At 41.4% G+C, this 23,063-nt stretch carries 23 protein-coding genes; 11 read left to right on the forward strand and 12 right to left on the reverse strand.

The annotated features are described in order from the left end of the window. From HCJ66_RS00490 to HCJ66_RS00535, 10 genes are all read left to right on the forward strand, one after another. The gene (locus HCJ66_RS00490; protein WP_187131384.1) at positions 1–420 is read left to right on the forward strand and encodes a universal stress protein; all 420 of its coding nucleotides are present in this window, start codon (positions 1–3) and stop codon (positions 418–420) included. Between the two features lie 129 nt (positions 421–549). Then, positions 550–1,389, forward strand: a complete 840-nt coding sequence (locus HCJ66_RS00495; protein WP_187131385.1) for a hypothetical protein — start codon at positions 550–552, stop codon at positions 1,387–1,389. A gap of 43 nt (positions 1,390–1,432) precedes the next feature. Beyond that, complete coding sequence (gene murB, locus HCJ66_RS00500; RefSeq protein WP_187131551.1) at positions 1,433–2,329, forward strand: UDP-N-acetylmuramate dehydrogenase; 897 nt, start codon at positions 1,433–1,435, stop codon at positions 2,327–2,329. A 129-nt stretch (positions 2,330–2,458) separates the two neighbouring features. Next, the gene (locus tag HCJ66_RS00505) at positions 2,459–3,499 is read left to right on the forward strand and encodes an AI-2E family transporter (RefSeq protein ID WP_187131386.1); all 1,041 of its coding nucleotides are present in this window, start codon (positions 2,459–2,461) and stop codon (positions 3,497–3,499) included. Between the two features lie 63 nt (positions 3,500–3,562). Further along, the gene (locus HCJ66_RS00510; RefSeq protein WP_187131387.1) at positions 3,563–4,831 is read left to right on the forward strand and encodes an alkaline phosphatase family protein; all 1,269 of its coding nucleotides are present in this window, start codon (positions 3,563–3,565) and stop codon (positions 4,829–4,831) included. Positions 4,832–4,850: 19 nt separating this feature from the next. Beyond that, positions 4,851–6,098, forward strand: coding sequence for an MFS transporter (locus HCJ66_RS00515; protein WP_187131388.1), 1,248 nt, complete (start codon positions 4,851–4,853; stop codon positions 6,096–6,098). Between the two features lie 295 nt (positions 6,099–6,393). Next, positions 6,394–6,864, forward strand: a complete 471-nt coding sequence (locus HCJ66_RS00520; protein ID WP_187131389.1) for an SRPBCC domain-containing protein — start codon at positions 6,394–6,396, stop codon at positions 6,862–6,864. Positions 6,865–7,087: 223 nt separating this feature from the next. After that, positions 7,088–7,834, forward strand: coding sequence for an SDR family oxidoreductase (locus tag HCJ66_RS00525; protein WP_425489580.1), 747 nt, complete (start codon positions 7,088–7,090; stop codon positions 7,832–7,834). Positions 7,835–7,854: 20 nt separating this feature from the next. Next, the gene (locus tag HCJ66_RS00530; protein WP_181675533.1) at positions 7,855–8,235 is read left to right on the forward strand and encodes a MerR family transcriptional regulator; all 381 of its coding nucleotides are present in this window, start codon (positions 7,855–7,857) and stop codon (positions 8,233–8,235) included. A gap of 15 nt (positions 8,236–8,250) precedes the next feature. Next, the gene (locus tag HCJ66_RS00535) at positions 8,251–8,640 is read left to right on the forward strand and encodes a cupin domain-containing protein (protein WP_187131391.1); all 390 of its coding nucleotides are present in this window, start codon (positions 8,251–8,253) and stop codon (positions 8,638–8,640) included. Between the two features lie 239 nt (positions 8,641–8,879). On the opposite strand, the gene HCJ66_RS00540 is transcribed toward HCJ66_RS00535, so the two are convergent. Then, positions 8,880–9,086, reverse strand: coding sequence for a helix-turn-helix domain-containing protein (locus HCJ66_RS00540; protein WP_181675535.1), 207 nt, complete (start codon positions 9,084–9,086; stop codon positions 8,880–8,882). Between the two features lie 12 nt (positions 9,087–9,098). Further along, positions 9,099–9,581, reverse strand: a complete 483-nt coding sequence (locus tag HCJ66_RS00545) for a DUF2975 domain-containing protein (protein ID WP_187131392.1) — start codon at positions 9,579–9,581, stop codon at positions 9,099–9,101. Between the two features lie 162 nt (positions 9,582–9,743). Between HCJ66_RS00545 and HCJ66_RS00550 the strand changes: the two genes are divergently transcribed. Beyond that, positions 9,744–10,574: a tyrosine-type recombinase/integrase gene (locus tag HCJ66_RS00550; protein ID WP_187131393.1), complete on the forward strand. Its 831-nt coding sequence runs from the start codon at positions 9,744–9,746 to the stop codon at positions 10,572–10,574. 682 nt (positions 10,575–11,256) lie between these two features. Here HCJ66_RS00550 and HCJ66_RS00555 read toward each other — a convergent pair. The 10 genes from HCJ66_RS00555 to HCJ66_RS00600 form a co-directional block, all read right to left on the reverse strand. Further along, a complete protein-coding gene (locus tag HCJ66_RS00555; RefSeq protein WP_343068935.1) occupies positions 11,257–11,448 on the reverse strand; it encodes a polysaccharide deacetylase family protein in 192 nt (63 codons plus the stop codon). 218 nt (positions 11,449–11,666) lie between these two features. Further along, positions 11,667–12,413, reverse strand: a complete 747-nt coding sequence (pflA, locus tag HCJ66_RS00560) for a pyruvate formate-lyase-activating protein (protein WP_187131394.1) — start codon at positions 12,411–12,413, stop codon at positions 11,667–11,669. A 240-nt stretch (positions 12,414–12,653) separates the two neighbouring features. Next, positions 12,654–14,885 carry a formate C-acetyltransferase gene (pflB, locus tag HCJ66_RS00565; protein ID WP_187131395.1) on the reverse strand — a complete coding sequence of 744 codons (2,232 nt, stop codon included), beginning with the start codon at positions 14,883–14,885 and terminating at the stop codon, positions 12,654–12,656. Positions 14,886–15,262: 377 nt separating this feature from the next. Beyond that, positions 15,263–16,123 carry a ribokinase gene (locus HCJ66_RS00570; protein WP_187131396.1) on the reverse strand — a complete coding sequence of 287 codons (861 nt, stop codon included), beginning with the start codon at positions 16,121–16,123 and terminating at the stop codon, positions 15,263–15,265. A 12-nt stretch (positions 16,124–16,135) separates the two neighbouring features. Further along, on the reverse strand, positions 16,136–16,681 hold the full coding sequence (locus HCJ66_RS00575; RefSeq protein ID WP_187131397.1) for a glycerol-3-phosphate responsive antiterminator: 546 nt from the start codon (positions 16,679–16,681) through the stop codon (positions 16,136–16,138). A 21-nt stretch (positions 16,682–16,702) separates the two neighbouring features. Then, positions 16,703–18,544, reverse strand: a complete 1,842-nt coding sequence (gene mutL, locus HCJ66_RS00580; RefSeq protein WP_187131398.1) for a DNA mismatch repair endonuclease MutL — start codon at positions 18,542–18,544, stop codon at positions 16,703–16,705. Positions 18,545–18,564: 20 nt separating this feature from the next. Next, complete coding sequence (gene mutS, locus HCJ66_RS00585) at positions 18,565–21,159, reverse strand: DNA mismatch repair protein MutS (protein ID WP_187131399.1); 2,595 nt, start codon at positions 21,157–21,159, stop codon at positions 18,565–18,567. 129 nt (positions 21,160–21,288) lie between these two features. Beyond that, complete coding sequence (locus HCJ66_RS00590) at positions 21,289–21,645, reverse strand: YlbF/YmcA family competence regulator (RefSeq protein ID WP_187131400.1); 357 nt, start codon at positions 21,643–21,645, stop codon at positions 21,289–21,291. 19 nt (positions 21,646–21,664) lie between these two features. Beyond that, positions 21,665–22,465 carry a TIGR00282 family metallophosphoesterase gene (locus HCJ66_RS00595; RefSeq protein WP_187131401.1) on the reverse strand — a complete coding sequence of 267 codons (801 nt, stop codon included), beginning with the start codon at positions 22,463–22,465 and terminating at the stop codon, positions 21,665–21,667. 63 nt (positions 22,466–22,528) lie between these two features. Next, entirely contained in the window at positions 22,529–23,026 is a 498-nt protein-coding gene (locus HCJ66_RS00600; RefSeq protein WP_187131402.1) for a GNAT family N-acetyltransferase, read from the reverse strand. Positions 23,027–23,063: the final 37 nt, after the last annotated feature.

A 23,063-nucleotide genomic window follows, 5' to 3' on the forward strand; every position in this document is an offset into this window, starting at 1 on the left:
ATGAAAAATATTTTACTTGCTGCCGATGGGTCTGTGCATGCGGTGAATGCAACAGAGGAAATAGTTAAACTCAGTAAAGGATTCCCTGATATACACGTGACAGTCATTAGTGTCATCGATTCTAGCGAGTCTAAATCTGCAGCTCTAGATTTGAAATCTAATAAGGATTTACTGCACATGAGACGATTGAAAAAAATAGAGGAGACACTAAATAAGTTAGAGAGGGCTAAAATAGATTACCAGGTAGAGTTGCTACACGGAGATCCCGGACCAAGCATCATAAAATATGCGTCTGAGCACGAAACAGATTTACTCATTTTAGGCAGTCGTGGCTTAAACTCCTTACAAGAAATGGTGATGGGAAGCGTCAGTCACAAAATAGTGAAACAGGTAGCATGCCCAGTTTTAGTTGTTAAATAGAAAAGGTTTCCAGATGACGATAATATAATTATGTAAACAAGGGAGCTTTAAAAACTTTTCCCTGACATTTGAGGCATTTTCATTTATAATAGAAGATAGAAACAGAATTGCTGATTGAAGGTGATATGGATGGTAAATAAGAATCCCAAAGTATATAAAAAAATGTTAGAGAACAATCATACACTCCCGTACAAAGTTCGCGTAGATGGGCAATTTTTCGAAGTGATTGTTTATTCGATGCTCGGAAAAATCGCGGGTATTATTGTTGCTGATCCTAATGGCCTGACAGTAGACCGTGAAACAGCGGAAAAAGTGATTATTGAGGTTCAGAAATATAGTTTTTACTTTGATTACTTGAAAAAACGAGCGCAGTTAGTCAAAGAACGTGATAGCATTACCGCCGAGCGAATTGAAGGTGTTCAGCGCATTTTGAATGAAAAAGGGTTGTTTGGTCAGAAACTGCAGTCCGAGATGGATGAGCTGAATTTAGCACTGGAAGTTTATAAACAGCAGCAACGCAAATTAGATATTTACCAAGAGGACATTACGCTTTTAAATGAAAAAGTGGAGTCGCAACAGGAAATTTATGAAGAAGATTGGAATAATGCGGAGGACTTGTCGTTAGCATATGCCATGGCCGCGTATGGACAAAGTCTCTATTTAGAGAAAACACGCGATACCCGTAAGAAAATGCTGAAATGGACGCAAATGCACGGGAAAATGTTACCGCCAGAACAACGTCGTGCGCTCTCAAAACTCGCCTTTGTTCTAAGCGAAGCCCAAGCTGGTCATATTTTTGATCAAATTATTTCACTGATACCGATGCTCGAGAATGGTTTGAACTTAAATCGAAATCAAGAAATCCCAGCGCGTGTGAAGGATTACGGTAAGGCATATGAAGCGTATTGTCGTGTGTATGAACCGCCGATGGAGAAAATAGGACCTTTAATTCGAAATAAGAAAGCCTAAAGATGGCGTTAGAAAGGTAAGGCGTATGTATACAACTCAAACGATGGAGCAATTAAAACAAGAAATTCCAACACTTATTATAAAAAAAGATGAAGATTTAGCGGCGTACACGTTTACAAAAACTGGTGGGAAAGCTGATCTTTTTGTTATGCCTACAAGTCATGAATTAGCGGCAAAGACAATTGCTTTTGCCCAAACGAATCAGATTCCGTTAACCATACTCGGAAATGGCTCGAATTTGATTATTAAAGATGGCGGTATTCGTGGTATTGTGATGTATTTGGACGCTTTACATGCCATCAAGCGGGAAGGGACACGTATTGTTGCTGGTTGTGGCGCTAAGATTATCGATGTGTCCAGGTTTGCGCTAGAGGAATCTCTCAGCGGTTTAGAGTTCGCATGCGGCATCCCTGGCTCTGTCGGCGGTGCCCTGTACATGAACGCAGGTGCATACGGCGGTGAAATATCCGATGTCCTAATCGAAGCAACAGTATTAACAGCGACCGGCGAACGCTTGCATCTTCAAAAAGATCAACTAGAAGCCAGATATCGTAAAAGTTCCATCGCGGACAAGCATTATATTGTGCTAGAAGCCGTCTTTGAACTGGAACTCGCTGATAAAGAAAAAATCCGCTTAAAAATGGACGAACTAACAGAAATGCGCGAATCAAAGCAACCACTAGAATATCCGTCATGCGGTAGTGTTTTCAAACGCCCACCTGACCATTTTGCTGGGAAATTGATTCAAGAAGCTGGACTGCAAGGATATCAAATCGGCGGTGCACAAGTATCAACAAAGCATTCCGGTTTTATCGTTAATATTGACCAAGCAACAGCGACGGACTACATGGAATTAATCGAACACGTTCAGAAAACAGTTTTTGAACAATCTGGTATTTTACTGGAAACAGAAGTGAAAATTATCGGGGAAGATAAGTAAGATAGAAATCTTTTTAGTCTGTGAGAATTTGCAGGCTAGAAGGATTTTTTTATTTTCAGGTTAAGGTATGCATGGCAACGCTTTTTTTGATACAATGGAGGGAGTCAGAAACTAGAGGAGGATGTCATTTTGGACGCTTGGACCAAATTATTTTACAATCGCAGTTTTCGGCGTGTGCTTGTATTTATTTTAATCGCCGTTATTCTGTATTTACTTAGAAGCATGATTGACATTATCTTGCTTACGTTCATTTTCTCTTTCCTCATTAATCGCTTGGAGAATTTTATTTTAAAGCGGATTTCCATTTATCGAAAAATTATCGTGATTATTCTGTATGCGTTTATCGCGCTGGGTATTACGTTATTGATAGTGAAATATATTCCAATGTTAATCGAGCAAATGGATCAACTTATCCGTTCCATCAACCATTTCTATACGAAGCCAAGCAATAATGAGACGGTGAATTACATCATGTCTCTTGCAAAAGAGTTCGAAATAACGAAATACGCGAATGATGGCATTCAGTTCTTATTCACCTACTTAGCTAATATTGGTGTAGTCGCGATGAATACGTTCATTGCTTTGATTCTAAGTCTGTTCTTCTCTCTTGGAAAAGAGCAACTTATTCTATTCACCAGCAAGTTTGGCCAAAGTAAGGTCGCATTCGTATATGATGAGGTAAAGTATTTTGGTAGTAAATTTAATGAGACGTTCGGTAAAGTCATTGAAGCACAATTCATGATTGCCTTAGTCAATTGCGTTCTCACAACAATCGCGCTTTGGATTATGGGATTCCCACAGTTGTTCTCACTTGCTATTATGGTTTTCCTGCTAGGTTTAATACCAGTAGCCGGGGTTATTATTTCGATGATACCTTTAACGATTATCGCGTACACCATTGGGGGCGTGAACTACGTCCTGATTATTTTGGCGCTCGTTGTGGTGATTCACGCGCTAGAATCTTACGTTTTGAACCCAAAATTAATGTCTGCTAAAACCGATTTGCCCGTTTTCTACACGTTCATCGTCTTGATTTTCTCCGAGCATTTCTTCGGTATTTGGGGATTAATCGTTGGGATACCAGTCTTTATGTTCTTCCTAGACGTGTTGGGAGTTATTAACAAAGACGAAGTGCTCGTTCATCCAGATCACAAAACAACAGATAAGTAAGTTAGAACTGAGAAGGTTGATCATGCAATTTTCTCAGTTTTTCTAATGGGAGGACATAAAAAGATGAGTCGCTATTTAATCATTATTTCATTGGATGCGTTAGGCGCAGCGGATTTAGATGATATCACCGGACTGCCAACGCTCGCTTTTTTGAAAAATAACGGGGCGTATGTGGAGGCAGTTGAAACGATTTATCCCTCGTTAACGTATCCAGCGCATACGACCATCGTAACGGGGCATTACCCAAGGACGCACGGCATTGTGAACAATACAAAAATCCAGCCCGAAAAAGTGTCACCAGATTGGTTTTGGTTTCGCGAAGCAATCAAGGTTCCAACACTATACGATACGGCAAAATTGGCTGGGCTTACCACGGCGGCTTTTTTATGGCCGGTGGCGGCGCGAAGTTCGATTGATTACAACATCGCGGAAATTTTTCCGAACCGTTTTTGGTTGAATCAGGTGATGGTCTCCTTATGGGGCAGTTCGCCGGGATTTTTAATGGATATGAACCGACGCTTCGGTAAATTGCGCAGAGGAATTGCGCAGCCGGAACTGGATGACTTTTTGATTGCAGCGGTAGAGGATACAATTTTGCGAAAGAAGCCGAATTTGACTTTGGCTCATTTTGTGGATATGGATAGCATGCGGCACGCGCACGGTGTGAGATCGCAGGAGGCCGTGAATGCATTGAAACGGCATGACGCACGTTTGGCGAGGATTATCAATGCAACGAAGCAGAATGGTACATATGAGGACACAACGTTCATTGTGCTGGGCGATCATTATCAAATCGATGTCCATTCGGTGATTCAGCTCAATGTTTTGTTTGCGGAACAAGGCTGGTTAACATTACAGCAAAATAAAATCGTTGCATGGGAAGTCTATGCGAAAAGTTGCGATGGTTCGTGTTATATATATGCGAAAGACAGCACTAAAATCGAGGCGATTCGAAAATTGCTTGAAAACTGCGAGGGTATCGAAAAAATTTATCAGCAAGACGAAGCAGCAGAATTTGGCGCAGACGATACGTGCGCACTCATGGTAGAAGCGATAGCTGGGTATTATTTTAAAGATCAGGCATTTGGTGAAGTCGTTCAAAAAGTGACGCCAGAGGATATTGGAAATCCGGATTTTTATCAAGCGGTACACGGCTATTCCCCGCAAAAACCGAATTATGCGACAACAATGATTGCATTCGGCAAAGGAATTAAATCAGGTGCTGTGATTCCGCAAGCACGACTTATTGATGAAGCACCAACATTTGCGGCTATTTTGAATCTCGATTTGCCTGATACAGAGGGAACGGTAATCGAAGGTATTTTTGATTAAGCAAAGGGGATACGTCTAGATGAAACTGACAAAACAAGAGAAGAGCTGGGTTTTTCAAGATTGGGGTAATTCGGTTTATTCGATTATGATTACGACGGCGATTTTGCCAATTTATTTTAAAGGAATGGCGAGTAACGCGGGGATTGCGGACCATGTATCGACAGCTTATTGGGGTTACGCGAATTCTTTAGGAACATTACTAATCTCCTTACTAGCGCCAATTCTAGGAACGATTGCCGATTATCAATTTTTCAAAAAACGGTTTTTCAGCTTATTTACGTGGCTAGGCATCGCATTTACCGTCGCTTTCGTCTTTGTTCCGAGCGATCAGTGGATGTTACTACTCATTTTTTACATGCTCTCACTCATCGGCTTTTCTGGTGCGAATATATTTTACGATTCCTTCCTAGTCGATGTCACCACCAATGATCGCATGGATAAAATCTCATCTTACGGTTATGCGTTTGGTTACCTAGGAAGCTGTATCCCGTTTGTCGCCTTTATCTTTTTTCAAGCAACCGGGATTCTGCCGATTAGTCAAACAATGTTGCTAAATGGGGCATTCTTGCTGACGGCGGTTTGGTGGGCTGCCTTTACAATCCCATTGTGGCGCAACGTTCACCAAGTTTATTTTATTCCGCACGATAAAAAGCCTGTACGCAGCAGCTTTCTCAGATTAGGCACTACACTTAAAAATATCAAGGAATACCGCAATATTGTTCTGTTTCTCGTTGCGTATTTCTTTTATATCGATGGTGTGGATACTATTTTCCGAATGGCATCTTCCTATGGCATTGACCTCGGTATTTCCGATACGACACTTATCATCGTTTTACTAGTCACGCAAATTGTCGCCTTTCCGTTCACAATCATATACGGGCAACTAGCCAAGCGTTTTGGAGGGAAATCTTTGATACTTACAGCAATTTCCGTCTATGTAGTTATCTGTATTTACGCTATTTTCATGAAAACCGCTACAGACTTCTGGATTTTGGCGATGCTAGTTGGAACATCACAAGGCGGTATTCAAGCACTGAGCCGTTCCTATTTCGGCAAGATTATCCCAAAAGAACGATCCAATGAATTTTACGGATTCTATAATATTTTTGGCAAATTCTCAGCGATTATTGGTCCAGCATTGATGGGAGTCATCGCCCAAGTCACCGGTCACACACAATACGGCGTCGCAAGCCTCGTTGTTTTATTTATCGTAGGCGGTGTGTTATTGTTGTTTGTGAAACCTGAAAAGCTGAACCAGCCCGTTTAGCTTCGACAGAAATTGTTAGGGGGCGCAGTGAAAACCTTCTTTTGGTTTTTGCGGAGGCCACGAAAATTTCGAGGGACTGGGAATGTGAAGGCAGTTTCAGTACATTCAACTGCATATTGAGGTTCTACAAAAGCAAACGACGCTTTTTAAGAACCACAACAAAGCCGGATCTGGAGACGCACATCATGGCGCAAGGCAAGGAACGAATGCTCGCTTTGCTCGCCCTCATATTGAGGCTCTAATTTGGCGAATTATGCCTCACAAGAGCCACAACAAAACATAAGGAGTGAATACAATGCAAGAAAAATATCAAAAAATCACAGATACATCAGGAATCATGACATTCGAATTAGAACTAGACAGTAAAATCGCTAAAGTATGGGAACTCATCGCCACAACGAAAGGTTTTGCCCAATGGTTTCCTGAGCTAAGCGTCGGTGAGTCTGGTGTTGATGGGTTAATTTTATTCGATTTCGGAAATGGCGAGTACGAAGAAATGACAATTACCGTATATGAACCTAAGTCTATTTTGGAATACACATGGGATAAGAACATGGTACGGTTCGAATTAACGGATCATGGCGAGAAAACAACACTTCGCTTCACAGAAGAAATCAACGAACTTACAACGCATACGCCACGTGACATCTCGGGCTGGCACATGTGTTTACAGAAAATCCAAGGTATTTTAGAAGACAAGGACGTTTCGTTCACAGAAGACGAATTTTTAGCCTTATTTGATAAGTACCAAGCGTTGATGAACTAACTAGAGGAGTAAGCAGATGCAAATCCTTTAGTAGGAGCTAAATTAGCTAGGAAAAAAGAATGGGACAATTGAAAAATAGGAAAGCACACTGTAAAACTCTGATTCGTCAGATGTTCTTTTGCAGTGGTGCTTTCTTTTTGATGTTGGGGGTTTTGTCTTGACTTGAAGTGAACTCCAAGGTGTAAGGTGAAGGAGTAGTGAAATTCAACATAAAGAACGGAGAATGTATATGTCGGGAAAAGTAATCGTTATTACAGGAGCATCAAGTGGAATTGGAGAAGCTACTGCAAAACTTCTCGCTAAAAAAGGACATAAACTTGTACTCGGAGCGCGTCGGGAAGACCGTTTAAAAGAAATAGTAGAGGATATCGAGAAAGACGAAGGTTCCGCGGTGTATCAAGTGACAGATGTCGCGAAACATGATAGTGTGGAAGCATTAGCAAAACGTGCATTAGATACGTACGGTAAAATCGATGTTTGGCTAAATAATGCTGGATTAATGCCGCATTCGACTTTTGATAAAAGGAAAGTGGCGGAGTGGGGCCAAATGGTGGACGTTAATATCAAAGGCGTACTGTATGGAATCGCAGCTGCATTACCAACTATGCGTGAACAAAAGAGGGGTCATTTTATAAATATTTCATCTATCGCAGGGCATCAAACACATCCAGGCGGTGGTGTTTATAGCGGAACTAAATATGCTGTTAGAGCAATCAGTGAAGCGTTGCGCCAAGAAGAGGTCGTAGCTAAAAGCAATGTTCGCGTAACAATAATTTCACCAGGTGCCGTTGCTACGGAGTTGACGCATACAATTACAGATGAGGATTTGAAACCGGGAATTGAGCAATTATACAAAGAGGTGGCGATTAGTCCAGAGCGGGTGGCAGAAACAATTCTTTTTGCTATGGATGCCCCAGAGGATACAGCGATGAACGAAATTTTGCTACGCCCAACGAGCCAACAAGTTTAAAAGAGGAAGGGGAGGCACGAATGAATATCAAAGTAGTGAGCGAGGAGACTCAGATTTCTGCAGATACGATTCGCTATTATGAACGAATTGGACTTATTCCTCCAGTGCGGCGCAACGAGAACGGTGTCCGTAAATTTGACGAAGAAGATTTGCGTTGGCTTTTATTCAGTCGTCATATGCGAAATGCAGGGCTCTCCATTGAGTCGCTGATTGAATATTTGAGTCTTTTCCGCGAAGGCGATGCTACGATTCCTGCACGCGTGGAACTTTTAAAAGAACAACGCAATGAATTACAGGATCGGATTGACACCATGCAAAGCGCGTTAGAACGATTAGATTTTAAGATTGAGAACTACGGCAGCCACGTTTTACCGACCGAGAAGAAGTTAAAAGAATTTTAAAAGGAGTTGATTAATATGTCTGCTATATTCAAAAAAGGTGAAGTGATTACGAACGATTATTTTACAGGGACAGCATATTTGGAAATGCTCGTACCAGAAGGAGCGGAATACAATTGTCCGATTGGGAATGTGACATTTGAACCCGGAGCGCGAAATAATTGGCATACCCACGATGGTGGTCAGATACTATTAGTAACAAGCGGTGAAGGATACTACCAAGAAGAAGGGAAGCCAGCGCAAAAATTGCAAACCGGTGATGTGGTTACAATCCCGGCTGATCTGAAGCATTGGCATGGCGCAACAAAGGATAGTGAATTTGTACATCTTGCTATTACCACAAATCCTCAAAAAGGTGGCACGAATTGGTTGGAACCAGTGAGTGATGCACATTATAACGCACTATAAAAATCATAAATAAGAGTCTGAGACAAAACTCAAGATAAAGCAAAGCGCCCTCCCGTTTCTTCGGGTAGGACGAAAATTCTGCTTTATACAAATCGAGCGAAAGCGTTTGTATTCAGGGGATTTGGTGGAAGCCGGAAGCGGAGCATACTCGTGTATGTGAGAACCGGAAGTCCGCCAAATCCCCTGAATGCGAGCGCTTCTCGCCGATTTATCTGGGTTATGCCCCAGACCCTTATTCTTTAGTCAGGATGATACTCTAATAAATCCCCAGGCTGGCAATCCAGCGCAACGCATATAGCTTCCAATGTGGAGAAGCGAATTGCTTTTGCCTTACCGTTTTTCAGTATTGAAATATTTGCCATCGTTATACCGACTTTTTCGGATAGCTCGGTGACACTCATTTTCTTTTTGGCCAGTTGTACATCAACATTAATTATAATCGCCATATATCATTCACCTCAGACCGTCAAGTCGTTTTCAGATTTAATATCAATCGCTTCTTGCAAAAGTTTCTGAAGAACCGCAGCAAACGTAGCAACGACAACAGAAGCAAAAGTAAGAATAAGCCCAATGACCACAATTCCAGGAGCATCATCTTGCTGCGCGAGACAATAGAAAAGCGGTAAACTAAGGAGATACAGCGCACTAATGATGATCGCGCAATACTTCACCCGTTTTATAGCTCGTACAGATAGCTCTGAGAAAGCCATCTTTTTATCAATGTAAATCAGAACTCTAAATGCTTGGTATAACCCAACAAAAAAAGGTACAGCTGCAATATACATCGTAATCAAAATTGGATAAAGCCATTTTGCAAAATCCGGGTCATTTTTGCGAGCTTCTTCGGCAATCGCTGGTAGGGCAAAAATACATAGGGCAAGAATAACTAGCCCGATAAAAAGCACAGCCAGTTTCAAGAGAATGGTCGATCCACGTTCCATAAAAAACACCTCATTTAGTAGTATATATTGATTATAGACTAAAATTTATCGTTTTGCAATAAAAATATGTTGTTTCAATTTGATGATAAACCCATAATTAGATATGATATAATAAATACGGAGGTGATATATATACAGGAATTAGAAAAGTATATCCGTTTATTGCAATCAAAATCACGAGCAGAATCGACAATAGCGCAGTCGAAAAGAATCATTCGGAACTATATACAACGATTCGGTTCGTTGGAAGTTCCTCAAAAAGAAATCTATCTATACTATAATGAGTTAGAAAAAAATTTAGCCAAATCGACTCTTTATACTTATCGCAAGACATTACGACATTTTTATCATTTTGTTTCTAGTGAGAATCCGCATATTAAAAATCCATTTGCTCGATTTAAACCTAGAGCGCCGGCCCGCAAGTTTGTTCGTGTGTTGTACGAGAAAGAAATCGATCAAATATATGTTCAAATGCTGGAGAGTAATCGAATATCAGCTTATCAATGTTTCTTGTTCGATTTTATTTACGAGACGGGAATGAAACCTTCTGAAATGCAGAGATTAGTTTTATCTGATTTTGATTTCATGGCTAGGGGTATTGTTGTAACGAGCAATAATGGTGAACAACATTATACTTTCTATAGCAAGAGTTTGGAATCCTTGCTACTTAACCACTTAGAAAGCCGTCAACAATTATTGGAAAAGCAACATTTGTATCACTCTTATTTTTTTGTAGATTGGCAAACTGGTTACATGATTGATGGTAATATGATTTATCAGGTAATCACAGCAATTGGCGAAGAATTAGGTATTAAGCTAAAACCATCCATTTTACGACATTCGTTTGCCATTGCATTATTAGAGAACGGTTGCGACATCAGGTATATTCAGACATTGCTAGGCCATGTATCAATATCAACGACACAAATTTATGAACAAGTGGAAATCCAATCGAAACAAAATACCATTCAAAAATATCACCCGCGTGGTTAGAAATCACAGAAAGGCGTGAAAATCATGTTTTATGAAAATGATATCGTAATAAAACAAAAACTTATTGGTGACTTCAATAAATACGTCATGTCCCAAAAGCAAGTTGCAGAATTTCTAGGAATGTCAAAATCGAATCTGTCTGTCGTTATTAACAAGGATAGACTGAAGCCGCTGTATGTATTTGATCACAATAGTTCAAGAAAAATGGCATTGTTTTATAGAAAAGATGTAGAAAACTACTCGAAAAATAGACGTACAAGAAAAAGTAAGTAATTAATAGAACATTGTTATATATAATGAAATAGTAAACTAGAAAAGACAATACGGAAAGTAAGGGAAGAGAACGTTTTTCCGCTTATTTCATATTGTCTTTTCTAGTTTACATAATATATATTATAGGAAGTAATGATTCGATAATAATATCAGATAAATCCACAATAAAAAGCATCATTTCTCTCTTTTAAAAGAAAAACAATGCTTTTAAATCATAAATCAGGATCTTTTTTGAAGTTTTCATGTAAAGTTTCGTTCTCATGATATGCTTGGAACACATACCCTTTGTCACGTAACATTTTAATCACTTTTGGTAATGCATCCAATACTTGAGATAGTACATTTTGATACACAGCACCTGAATTACCAGGACCATAACGCCAATCATTGCTATCAATATTCCAATCAACTAACCGGAAATCATTTTGCTATGTTTCCTTATCAGCATTTGCAACCTCGTTTCCAACGAAGAAAAAGATGCTGGAGCTTTCTCTTTTTCAAGAACTTCTAAAAATTGCTTTAAATGTATACTTGGTCCATCATCGAATGTTAAGTAAACAACTTTTTTTCCTGCTGCTGACCCTGGTGGATTTTTCGGCACAGAACTAATGCTTTTTTTGCTTAGGCGGTACTTTCCAGTGTTGGACAGAGACCGCTTCCGCTTTTAGTACAAGTAGTTCTTTAGATGAGGCGCTATATATTATTTGTTAAGGCTAATCCCCCAATAGTTAATACAACATAACTCAAGGATTAATTGTCGTAAAAGTAATTTTTTTTGATACATAAAAAGCGCAAAATGTCATTTGCGCTTTTTATGTATCAATTATATTTTTGCGTTTCTAAAATCGTATTTGCCATCTTAACGACATCATCTTCAGGAGCTTCAATGCCTTCTAACGGGTAACGAATACCAAGGCTCTCCCACTTGTATACGCCCATCGTATGATAAGGCAAAACTTCTACGCGCTCTACATTAGGTAGTTTTGTAATAAATTCATGTAGCTTCGTTAAATCTTCTGGATCATCCGTTTTTGTTGGGATTAACACATGACGAATCCAAATCGGTTGCTCCTTATCAGCCAGATATTGTGCAAAATCCAGAATCGGCGCATTTGGACGCGTTGTTAATTTTAAATGTTTCTCAGGATTGATTTGCTTAATGTCTAGTAAAATTAAATCCGTAACTTCCATTAAACGATCTAGTTTTTCGATAAACTCAGGATCTCTTGTAAAACAACCACCACAAGAATCAATTGTCGTATGAATACCAGTTTTTTTACAAAGGGTAAAGAGTTCAATAAGGAAATCCACCTGTAGCAAGGGTTCGCCCCCACTAACCGTAATTCCTCCACCTGAAGCATCCATGAAAGCCTTATATTTATAAGCCTCCTCGAAAACATCTTGAGCGGTTCTTTCCTCCCCAATTCCAATCTTCCACGTATCCGGATTATGACAAAATTGGCAACGCAATAAACAGCCTTGCATAAAAACAATAAAGCGAATACCAGGACCATCAACAGTCCCCATTGTTTCTACGGAATGAACACGACCAATAACTTCAGACATTTGACTCCTCTTCCTTTCAGGTAATAAATTTGCAACAGACAGGGATTGCAACAAACACAATCCCTAGGCCCAATGTTCTTCTCGGAGAACTTCAAAGTTCCCGCAAAACCTCAGCGGAACGAGAAATGCTGAGATTCTAGGCAAAAGCGAGTACCGAAGCGGAGCGTACGACTGTACGTGAGCATCGGAACAGAGCTTTTAACGACGAAGATTAGCGTTTCTCGTTCCGCTGAATGACTACTACATAGATTCGTGCATGGTACGATGTATTACATCCAATTGTTGCTCACGCGTTAATTTAATGAAGTTAACAGCATAACCAGATACACGAATTGTTAATTGTGGATATTCTTCTGGGTGATCCATCGCGTCAAGCAATGTGTCACGATTGAAGACGTTGATATTTAAATGGTGACCCATCTTCGTTGAGTAACCATCAAGCATAGCTACAAGATTGTTAATTTGTGATTCATCTTCGCGACCTAATGCTTTTGGCACGATAGAGAATGTATTCGAAATACCATCTTGTCCATATTCATATGGAAGTTTTGCAACGGATGATAAGGAAGCTAAAGCGCCCTTTGTATCGCGGCCATGCATTGGATTTGCCCCAGGTGCGAATGGTTCGCCAGCGCGACGTCCGTCTGGCGTATTACCAGTTTTCTTACCGTATACAACGTTTGATGTGATAGTAAGAACAGAAGTTGTGTGAACAGAATCACGGTATGTTTTATGTTTTCTTACTTTTGTCATAAATGCTTTTAGAAGATCAACAGCGATTTCATCTACGCGATCATCGTTGTTTCCGTATTTAGGATAGTCACCGATGATTTCAAAATCAACAGCGATGCCATTTTCATCACGGATTGGTTTTACTTGCGCATGTTTGATAGCACTTAGAGAATCGGCTGCAACAGAAAGTCCAGCGATACCAGTTGCCATTGTACGCAATACATGTGTATCATGAAGCGCCATTTCTAGACGTTCGTACGCATATTTATCATGCATGTAGTGGATAACATTTAATGTGTTTAGGTATAATTCTGCAATCCATTCCATCATTTCGTCAAACTTAACCATTACTTCTTCATAGTCTAACACTTCAGATGTAATCGGTTGGAAAGCTGGTCCAACTTGTGCTTTTGATTTCTCATCCACACCACCATTTATTGCATAAAGTAAAGTTTTCGCAAGGTTGGCACGTGCGCCGAAGAATTGCATTTGTTTACCAATACGCATTGCGGATACACAACATGCGATTCCGTAATCGTCGCCCCATTTAGGACGCATAACATCATCGTTTTCATATTGGATAGCGCTTGTTTTGATAGACATTTTAGCACAGAATTTCTTGAATCCTGATGGTAATTGTGTCGACCAAAGTACGGTTAAGTTTGGCTCAGGAGCTGGGCCTAAGTTGTTTAGTGTGTGCAAGAAACGGAAGGAGTTCTTCGTTACAAGCGGTAGACCATCTTCTGAAATACCACCAATGGATTCTGTTACCCATGTTGGATCTCCAGAGAATAATTCGTTGTAGTCAGGTGTACGAGCAAATTTCACAAGGCGTAGTTTCATAATGAAATGATCCACGATTTCTTGTGCTTCTACTTCTGTTAATGTACCGTTGCGAAGATCGCGTTCTACGAAGATATCAAGGAATGTAGACGTACGACCTAAACTCATTGCTGCTCCGTTTTGTTCTTTAATCGCTGCAAGATAACCGAAGTATAACCATTGGAAAGCTTCTTGCGCTGTTGTTGCTGGTTTAGAGATATCAAAACCGTGTTGCGCTCCCAATTGTTTTAATTCAGCTAATGCGCGGATTTGTTCGTTTAACTCTTCACGTAAGCGAATAATATCATCACTCATTGTGCGAAGTCCTGTGTTTTTCAAATCACTTTTCTTATCTTCAATCAAGCGATCCACACCGTATAAAGCGACACGGCGGTAATCACCGATGATGCGTCCACGGCCGTATGCATCTGGAAGTCCAGTAATAATACCAGATTTACGAGCGGCACGCATTTCATCATTATAAGCATCAAAAACACCTTGGTTATGCGTCTTGCGCCAATCTCTGAAAATGCTTGAGATTTCTTTGTCTACTTCATATCCGTAAGCTTCACATGCAAGCTCTGCCATACGGATTCCGCCGAATGGTTGTAGCGAACGTTTGAAAGGTACGTCTGTTTGTACACCTACTACTGTTTCTAAATCTTTGTTTAAGTATCCAGGACCATGCGATGTGATAGTCGATACGATCTTTGTATCCATATCTAGCACGCCGCCGTTTTCCCGTTCTTGCTTTGTTAAATCCATAACCTGATCCCATAATTGCGATGTTGCATCTGTAGGTCCTACTAGGAAAGTGTCGTCACCTTCATACAATCTGTAGTTCTTCATAATAAAGTCTCTTACGTCAATTTCGTTTTCCCAGTTACCACCTGTAAATTCAAACCATTGTTCTTTCATCACGGAAACCTCCTACGTTTTATTGTTCGTTTATGAGCGTTAAAAATTGAGCAAAGCTACCCAAGTAACTTCTATACTGTTATCATACCACAAATAAAAAATAATGCTACAGTTTTCACATAAAAAAATTAGCGCTTTATTATCAAATTAAAGTGGTTCCATTGCTTTTTTAACGCCAAGTGATTGGTATCACATACTTCTCTAGATTGTTATGATTATTAAATAAGTACAAAAATAATTTAGTTGCAACATTGTAACATTCCTGTACTATTCCAAATTCGTTTTTCTGTTATAATACAGATTCGTTTTTTGAGGTTCTGTATCAAATCAGCTATTGTTGTCGCGTAATCGCTATATACTATTAAAAAAACTAACCTCTATTTTTCGAGATTAGCTTCTATATCTTTTAAAAAAGGCATCCCAGCTTGAGCTCCGATTTTTGTGGTACTTTGTGCAGCCGCTTGATTAGCAAAATGAACAGCTTCATGCAATGACTTCCCCTTAGTAATAGCAACCGCGAAAGCACCGTTAAACGTGTCCCCTGCTCCGGTAGAATCTTGGACTGCGACATCTATTGCAACGATATCCGCATTTCCATCAGCCTCGCAGATCCGAACACCATCTTTTCCTCGAGTTACAAGTAAGGCCTTCGTATTCCCATGCAAAATATTATCTGGTAGCTGCTTAAATTCCGTCTCATTCGGCGTCAAGTATGTTATTTTCTGCAAAAAAGCAACCGGAAAACGATCCACAGGCGCAGGGTCGAACACAGTTGGTATCCCATATTCCATCGCAATATCTACTGCTTGTTCAATCACCCAAAAAGGAATCTCATTTTGCAACAATACAATCGAAGCCTCTGAAATAATCTCCTCGAGCGGCAAGTCATCCGACCAAGCATTATTCGCACCAGGCGCAACGATAATCCGATTATCTCCATGCTCCCGCAAAATCATCGCCAAACCAGTAGTCAAATCGACACTGCGCACATGCGTCACATCGATACAATAGGAGTTCAGATTTGCCAAAGCATCCGCTCCAAACGCATCGTTTCCAATCATACCGACCATCATAACATCGCCGCCGAGTTTTGCAGCAGCCACCGCTTGATTAGCGCCCTTTCCTCCCGGTGAAATCACTGCATCCTGCCCCTTCACCGTTTCACCAAGTTCCGGCATCTCAGTCAGTTCCGTCGCAATATCCATATTAATACTTCCAATAACAACAATCTTTCCCATCTTCCTAATCCCTCATTTCCAAAGTGATTTTTGAGATGTCGTGATAGCCGTTGCTTTTGCTGCTAAAATTTCGTCGACCTGTGCCTGCGTTGTAATCAAGCCACCCGCGATGACTGGAATGTTAAACTGCTCCGTCATTTGTTCCACCATCGTAGGCAAGATGCCAGGCAACAATTCAATATAATCAGGTTTTGTTTTCTGAACCAGCGCCGTGCTTTTCGTAAACGCGCTTGAGTCTAACATAAACAAACGCTGAATCGCGAGCACTTTATGTTGTTTCGCCTTTAAAATAACGTTTCCTCTTGTCGAAATAATGCCAGCTGGGCGAACATCTTGACACAGGAAGTCCACCGCATACTCATCATTTTTTAAACCGTGAATTAAATCGGCGTGTAAGATTACCTTTTTACCACCAGAAGCAGCCAAATTTACGAGCGATTTCAGTTGCCCAACCTGCGTTTCTAACATCACCATATATTCCGCATCCAAGCTGAGAATTTTCTCAACATCTCGATGATTATGCGCGGCAGGTATGACTGTTTGACCATTAAACGACATGTGATTCTCTCCTTTAAAATTTTACATAATACGCTTAAACATTTTTTCGAGTTCATACGTCGAATAAGAAATGATAACAGGTCGGCCATGTGGGCAGGTGAACGGATCGTTTGCCTCACGTAATGTATCCAGCAACTTTTCCATATCCGCCTGCGTTAAATAATGATTCGCTTTAATCGATTTCTTGCAACTCATCATAATCGCCGCATCCTCACGCAATTTGTGAATATTAACCTGTGGCTTCGAGAGTGCCTCGTCTAAAATATCACGCAACGTACTCTCTTCCTCACCCTTAGGCAACCACGTCGGATGTTCCCGAATAATAAAGCTATTTTGCCCAAAATTCTCGAGAAAAACACCGACCTCTTCTAATTTCGCTTTTTGATCCCGTAATTTAATAAACTCATCCGTCGAAAAATCAAGAACAATCGGAACGAGTAACTGCTGCAATTCCCGATCCACTTCGCCAATCTTTTCCCGATAAAACTCATACTTAATCCGTTCTTGCGCTGCGTGCTGATCAATTAAGTACATCCCCGTCTCGTTTTGCGCCACAATGTAGGTCGCATGAACTTGACCAACAGGGTACATTTTTGGCATCCGTTCTTTGACTTCGGCTGGTTTAGCTTCTTCCGCCCGGGGTGTCACATCATATTCCGCAAATGCCTCGTTAATAAAGAGTGGTGGTTCATCCGGTAACGCGTCACTCGTTGGCAATTCCGTTTGTGCTTTAGGTGCTGTTGAATAGGTCGGAGTTGTACTCTGTTTCGGCACTTCCACGACATCCTCTTCCAGTTCAGCTTCTTTATCAAAGTTTATCGCCAATTGCTCCGAGGCTAATTTTTGCCGTTTCGAAGGCGTGGCGTCAGGAATCAACTGCTCCTTATGAAACGCGGCTTTCAACGTACTCGCGATAAACTGACCCAATTCAGCCTCCTTACTCAAACGAACCTCCAACTTGGCAGGATGAACGTTCACATCCACAATCAACGGATCCATTTCAATTTGCAAAACTAAAATCGGAAAGCGTCCAATCGGAAGTAGCGTATGATACCCATCCTGAATTGCCCGAACAAGCGCATAGTTTTTAATAAAACGCCCATTCACAATCGTCGAAATGTAGTTACGATTGGAGCGATTCACCTCAGGCAAAGCTGCATATCCTTTCAGTTTAAAATCCAGTGACTCGGCTTGAATCGGAATCATTTTTTTCGCCACAGCAAGTCCATAAATCGAAGCCATTACCTGTTGTAAGTCCCCATTTCCATTCGTTTTCAGTAAACTTTTCCCGTTATGCGAGAAACGAAAGCTAATCTCCGGATGCGACAAGGCCAACCGGTTCATGATATCCGTAATATTTCCAAGCTCCGTATGCAAACTCTTCAAATACTTCAAACGTGCCGGCGTATTGAAAAATAGATTAGAAACCTGAATCTCTGTCCCTTTTCTAGCTTGGGCACTATGTTTCTCAACCTCTTTCCCGCCTTCTACAACAATCTTCGTCCCCGCACCATCACCCGTCGCAGTCGTCATCTCTAAAAATGAGACCGAGGCAATACTCGGCAAAGCTTCCCCGCGAAAGCCTAGCGTATGCACGCGAAACAAATCATGTTCATTCTTAATCTTACTCGTAGCATGGCGCTTAAAGGCAACGGAGATCTCTTCCGCGCGAATCCCGACACCATTATCGATAATTGTAATCTTATTCAGACCGCCTTCTTCCACAAGCACATCAATAACGGTGCTTTTAGCGTCAATCGCGTTTTCAACGAGTTCCTTCACGACAGAAGCAGGGCGTTCGACTACTTCACCAGCCGCTATTTTATTCGATAAGGCATCGGTTAATTCGATAATGTGAGCCATCTAAACTTCACCTTGCTTTCTTATTGTTTTGCCTTTTTCTGTAAATCATAGAGCGTCGACATCGCGTCCATCGGCGTCATATGCATCAAATCAATATTTTTAATGACTTTTATTAAAGACTGTTCTTGCTTCGTCCGCACCGTTTTTTCTTCAATCGGGAACATCGATAACTGCACTTCCTCATATGTTTCAGGCGCACTCACAGCAGTTTCGGCAGGCACGATAATCTTCTCCTCCGAACTTTCCAACTGCTCTAAAATATGACGCGCCCGACCAATCAATTTTTGTGGAAGGTTGGCAAGCTCGGCAACATGAATCCCGTAACTCTTATCTGCTGGACCATCCTCAATTTTGTGAAGAAACACGACTTTCCCATCCTCTTCTACGGCGCTAACATGCACATTATGCATATGAGGTAACGTCTCATCCAAAACGGTCAACTCGTGATAATGCGTGGAAAACAAGGTCTTAGCATGCACTTCCTCGTGGATATACTCGATAATCGCTTGCGCCAGAGCCATTCCATCATACGTCGCCGTCCCACGCCCAATCTCATCAAACAGAATCAGACTATCCGCCGTTGCATTCACAATCGCATTACGCGCCTCCAACATCTCCACCATAAACGTACTCTGCCCAGCAATCAAGTCATCCGCAGCACCAATCCGTGTGAAAATTTGATCGAAAACTGGCAACGTCGCTTGTTCCGCAGGGATATAACAACCGACCTGCGCCATAATCGCCGTAAGCGCAATCTGACGCATATACGTACTTTTACCAGACATATTCGGTCCAGTTATCAATAACATACCACGCGACTCGTTCATCACACAGTCGTTCGCTACATAGCTCTGCGTCCCCATCACTTTTTCCACCACAGGATGGCGTCCTTGAATGATTTCCAAATGCCCCGTCTTATTCATGATCGGCTTCACAAAATGATTGTTCTCACTAATATTAGCAAAACTCTGCAGGCAGTCAATTTCACTGATCACCTTCGCCAATTTTTGCAGACGTTCAATATATTCCTTCACCGTTTCGCGAACCGCAATAAACAGCGAATACTCTAACTCAATACTTTTTTCTTCCGCATCCAAAATCAGGCGTTCTTTTTCCTTCAAATCAGGCGTGATATAGCGCTCCGCATTCGTCAACGTTTGCTTTCGCTCATATCGATTTTCCGGTAACGACGCAATGTTCGCCTTCGTCACCTCAATATAATAACCAAATACTCGATTAAAGCCCACTTTTAGCGACTTAATCCCAGTCAATTCGCGCTCTTGGCGTTCCAATTCTGCAATCCATGTCTTCCCATTCCGACTAGCATCCCGATATGTATCCAACTCCACGTTATAGCCATCCTTGATAAGTCCGCCCTCACGAATCGAAATTGGAGGCGACTCATTAATCGAGCGTTCCAACACATCAGCAAGCGTATCACACGGATCAATCTCATCAATAATTCGCGTCAAATTCGGCTGATTCATCGCTTTAAGCGTTTCCTTCACAAGCGGCACCTGATACAGCGAATTCTTCAACTGAATCAAATCACGCGCATTCACATTTCCATAAGCTACACGCCCAGCCAAACGCTCCAAATCATAGACCTGTTTCAACAAGTCCATCAATTCCATCCGTTCAAAATAATGGTTGATAAAACTGTTCACATCCTGTTGGCGCGCCTCAATCGCATCCAGGTGAATAAGCGGACGATCGATCCACTGCTTCAACAAACGGCCACCCATCGCAGTCTTCGTTTGATCCAGCAGCCACAATAACGTCCCTTGCTTGCCCTTACCACGAATTGACTCGGACAGCTCCAAATTACGCTTCGAATAATAGTCCATTTTCATATATTGGCTCGTTTCGTAGTGAACCGTCTTCTGCAAATGCGACAAATCGCGTTTTTGCGTATCAATAAAATAATTCAGCAATTTCGCAATCGCTTTTTTCTCAATCGGATGAATCGTGTTCGTCACCAAACTATCGTATCCGCTCGGCAAATCATTGTTGTTCTCATACGAAATAAAGAGTCCAAGCTGCTCACGAACCGCTTCTGGAAACGCCTCACTAAACTCAATCCCCACGACCATTTCCTTCGCAGACAACGTTGTTAACTCATTAATTAGGCGATCTTCTCCCATCGCGAGCACCGTCGATTTCAGCTCACCCGTTGAAAGATCACAATAAGCAAAGCCATATTCCTTCTCCTCATGTTGAAAAACAGCTGCAATAAAATTGTTCTCCTTCTCCTTCAAGCCCTTCGATTCCATCATCGTTCCTGGAGAAATCAGCTGAACGACTTCACGTTTCACCATACCTTTGGCAAATTTCGCGTCTTCCACCTGTTCGCAAATCGCCACCTTGTAACCTTTATCAATCAACGTATCTATGTAACCCGCGGCCGCATGATAGGGAACCCCGCACATTGGAATCGGATTATCCGAATTACCAGCACGAGCCGTCAACGTTATTTCCAAAATTTGTGACGCTTGTATCGCATCTTCAAAAAACATCTCATAGAAATCCCCTAATCGGAAAAACAGAAATGCATCTTTATAATTTTCCTTAATCGCTAAGTATTGTTTCATCATCGGCGTCACTTCTACAGCCATTCCAACCAACCCTTTTTCTCTTTGTTTAAAAGTTATTTTGTTCCTCTATTATAACACAATCAAGCTATATCATGAAGAAAAGACGAGTAAAGAAACGATGCAGTAATCAAGCGCTGCATCGTTTCATCTTTATTCCTGTAAATGAGAAGTCACCTTATAACTAATTTCGTGTGTGATGGCTTGCAACAAATCATTCGCTTCCTCTTGGGAACGCCTGAATTCCTGCACAATTGGCAAATGGTCGATTTCAGCTGTTAATGCATCGATGCCGTCCTCGGTTTGCTTCACCGCTCCGAATTTTTGATAATGTTCTAAATTGACCGCTTCCTTTTGTAGTTTCTTGATGTCTCCAACCTTGGCAGCCACTTTTTGATTCGTATTAATCTTCGCTTCCGCCGCACGGTAAAATGCAACAGCCTCGGTTGCTTGGAGCGCTGTTTTTAATTCCTGCGCTTTGGCGATTATTTCTTCTTTTTGGTAGGTCAACGTGTGACACCTCCTTTAATCAAAGCGTGAACGGATGATCCTCGTTAATCAAAATCCGCTCAATTTTAGTAGCGCGCCCAGTCGTATCATTAATGCTAATCATACATCCCGATAAAACAGCGCGCCCAGTCTTAGGAACTTCAAAACGAGAAGGCATCGCAGTTAAGAATCGACGCAAGCTGGCCTCTTTATCCATCCCTAAAATACCGTCATAAGGCCCGGTCATACCAACATCTGTCAGATACGCCGTTCCTTGTGGCAAAATCCGATTATCTGACGTCTGTACGTGTGTATGTGTCCCAACAATCGCTGTCACGCGACCATCCACATACCAGCCCATCGCCTGTTTCTCACTTGTCGTCTCCGCATGAAAATCCACAAAAATAATATTCGTACGCTTCGATGCTTCCTCAATCAGTTCGTCCATCTTGCGGAACGGATCATCCAAATCCGACATAAAGACACGGCCTTGCATATTAATCACCGCAACCTCCAGCTGGTTACTTTTTATAAAAACCAGTCCAGTTCCAGGCGTCGTCTCCTCTGGAAAATTGGCCGGGCGCACCAAATATTTCGCGTCATCGATAAACTCAAAAATATCCCGATTATCCCAAGCATGGTTACCAAGCGTCACCGCATTAGCCCCTTGCTCTAAAAACTGTTTGTAAATTTTCTCCGTAATTCCACGTCCAGCTGCGGCATTCTCTCCGTTAATCACCGTAACCGTCGGACGATACGCCTTCTTTAATTGCGGTAGATACTCGGTAATCATATCACGACCGATAGAGCCTACAACATCCCCAATAAATAATAATTCCATATGCTAATTCCTCACTCTCTATATGTAACCTATTATAACTCGAAACGCGTCAAAATGCCCGTCCTATTTTCCTGTGATCTCACTTCTACGTTCCAACAAAGCAACATCCCGAAAAACGCCATCCATTTCGCCCAGTTTTTCATGCACACAAAGCGTTTTAAATCCGAATTTTTTATGTAACGCAATGCTCGCCGTATTTTCAGGGAAAACCAAGGATTGTAGCGTCCAAAATCCTGCTTTCTCGCTTTCAGTCACAATATGAGCCATCAACGCCGTTCCGATTCCTTTTCCAGCCGCCACAGGATCAATATAAATACTCAGTTCCGCAACGCCACGATAAGAAGGCATAGCGGAAAATGGCAATAATGCCGCCCATCCAATGGCTACCCCGTCTTCCATCACAACGAAGCGACAAACATCCAGATACTTCTGATCCCAGGCTTCCAATGTCGGCACCTCTTTTTGAAACGTTGCATTGCGCCCCTCAATTCCCATCTGGTAAATACGAGCAACATCCGAATAATTCTCTTTTTTAAAATTTCTGATTTCCCAGTTTTGCATGATATCAAACCCCCATCGTAGATTACTGCATATTATA

Source organism: Paenilisteria portnoyi (genome assembly GCF_014322795.1).
GTDB lineage: Bacteria > Bacillota > Bacilli > Lactobacillales > Listeriaceae > Listeria_A > Listeria_A portnoyi.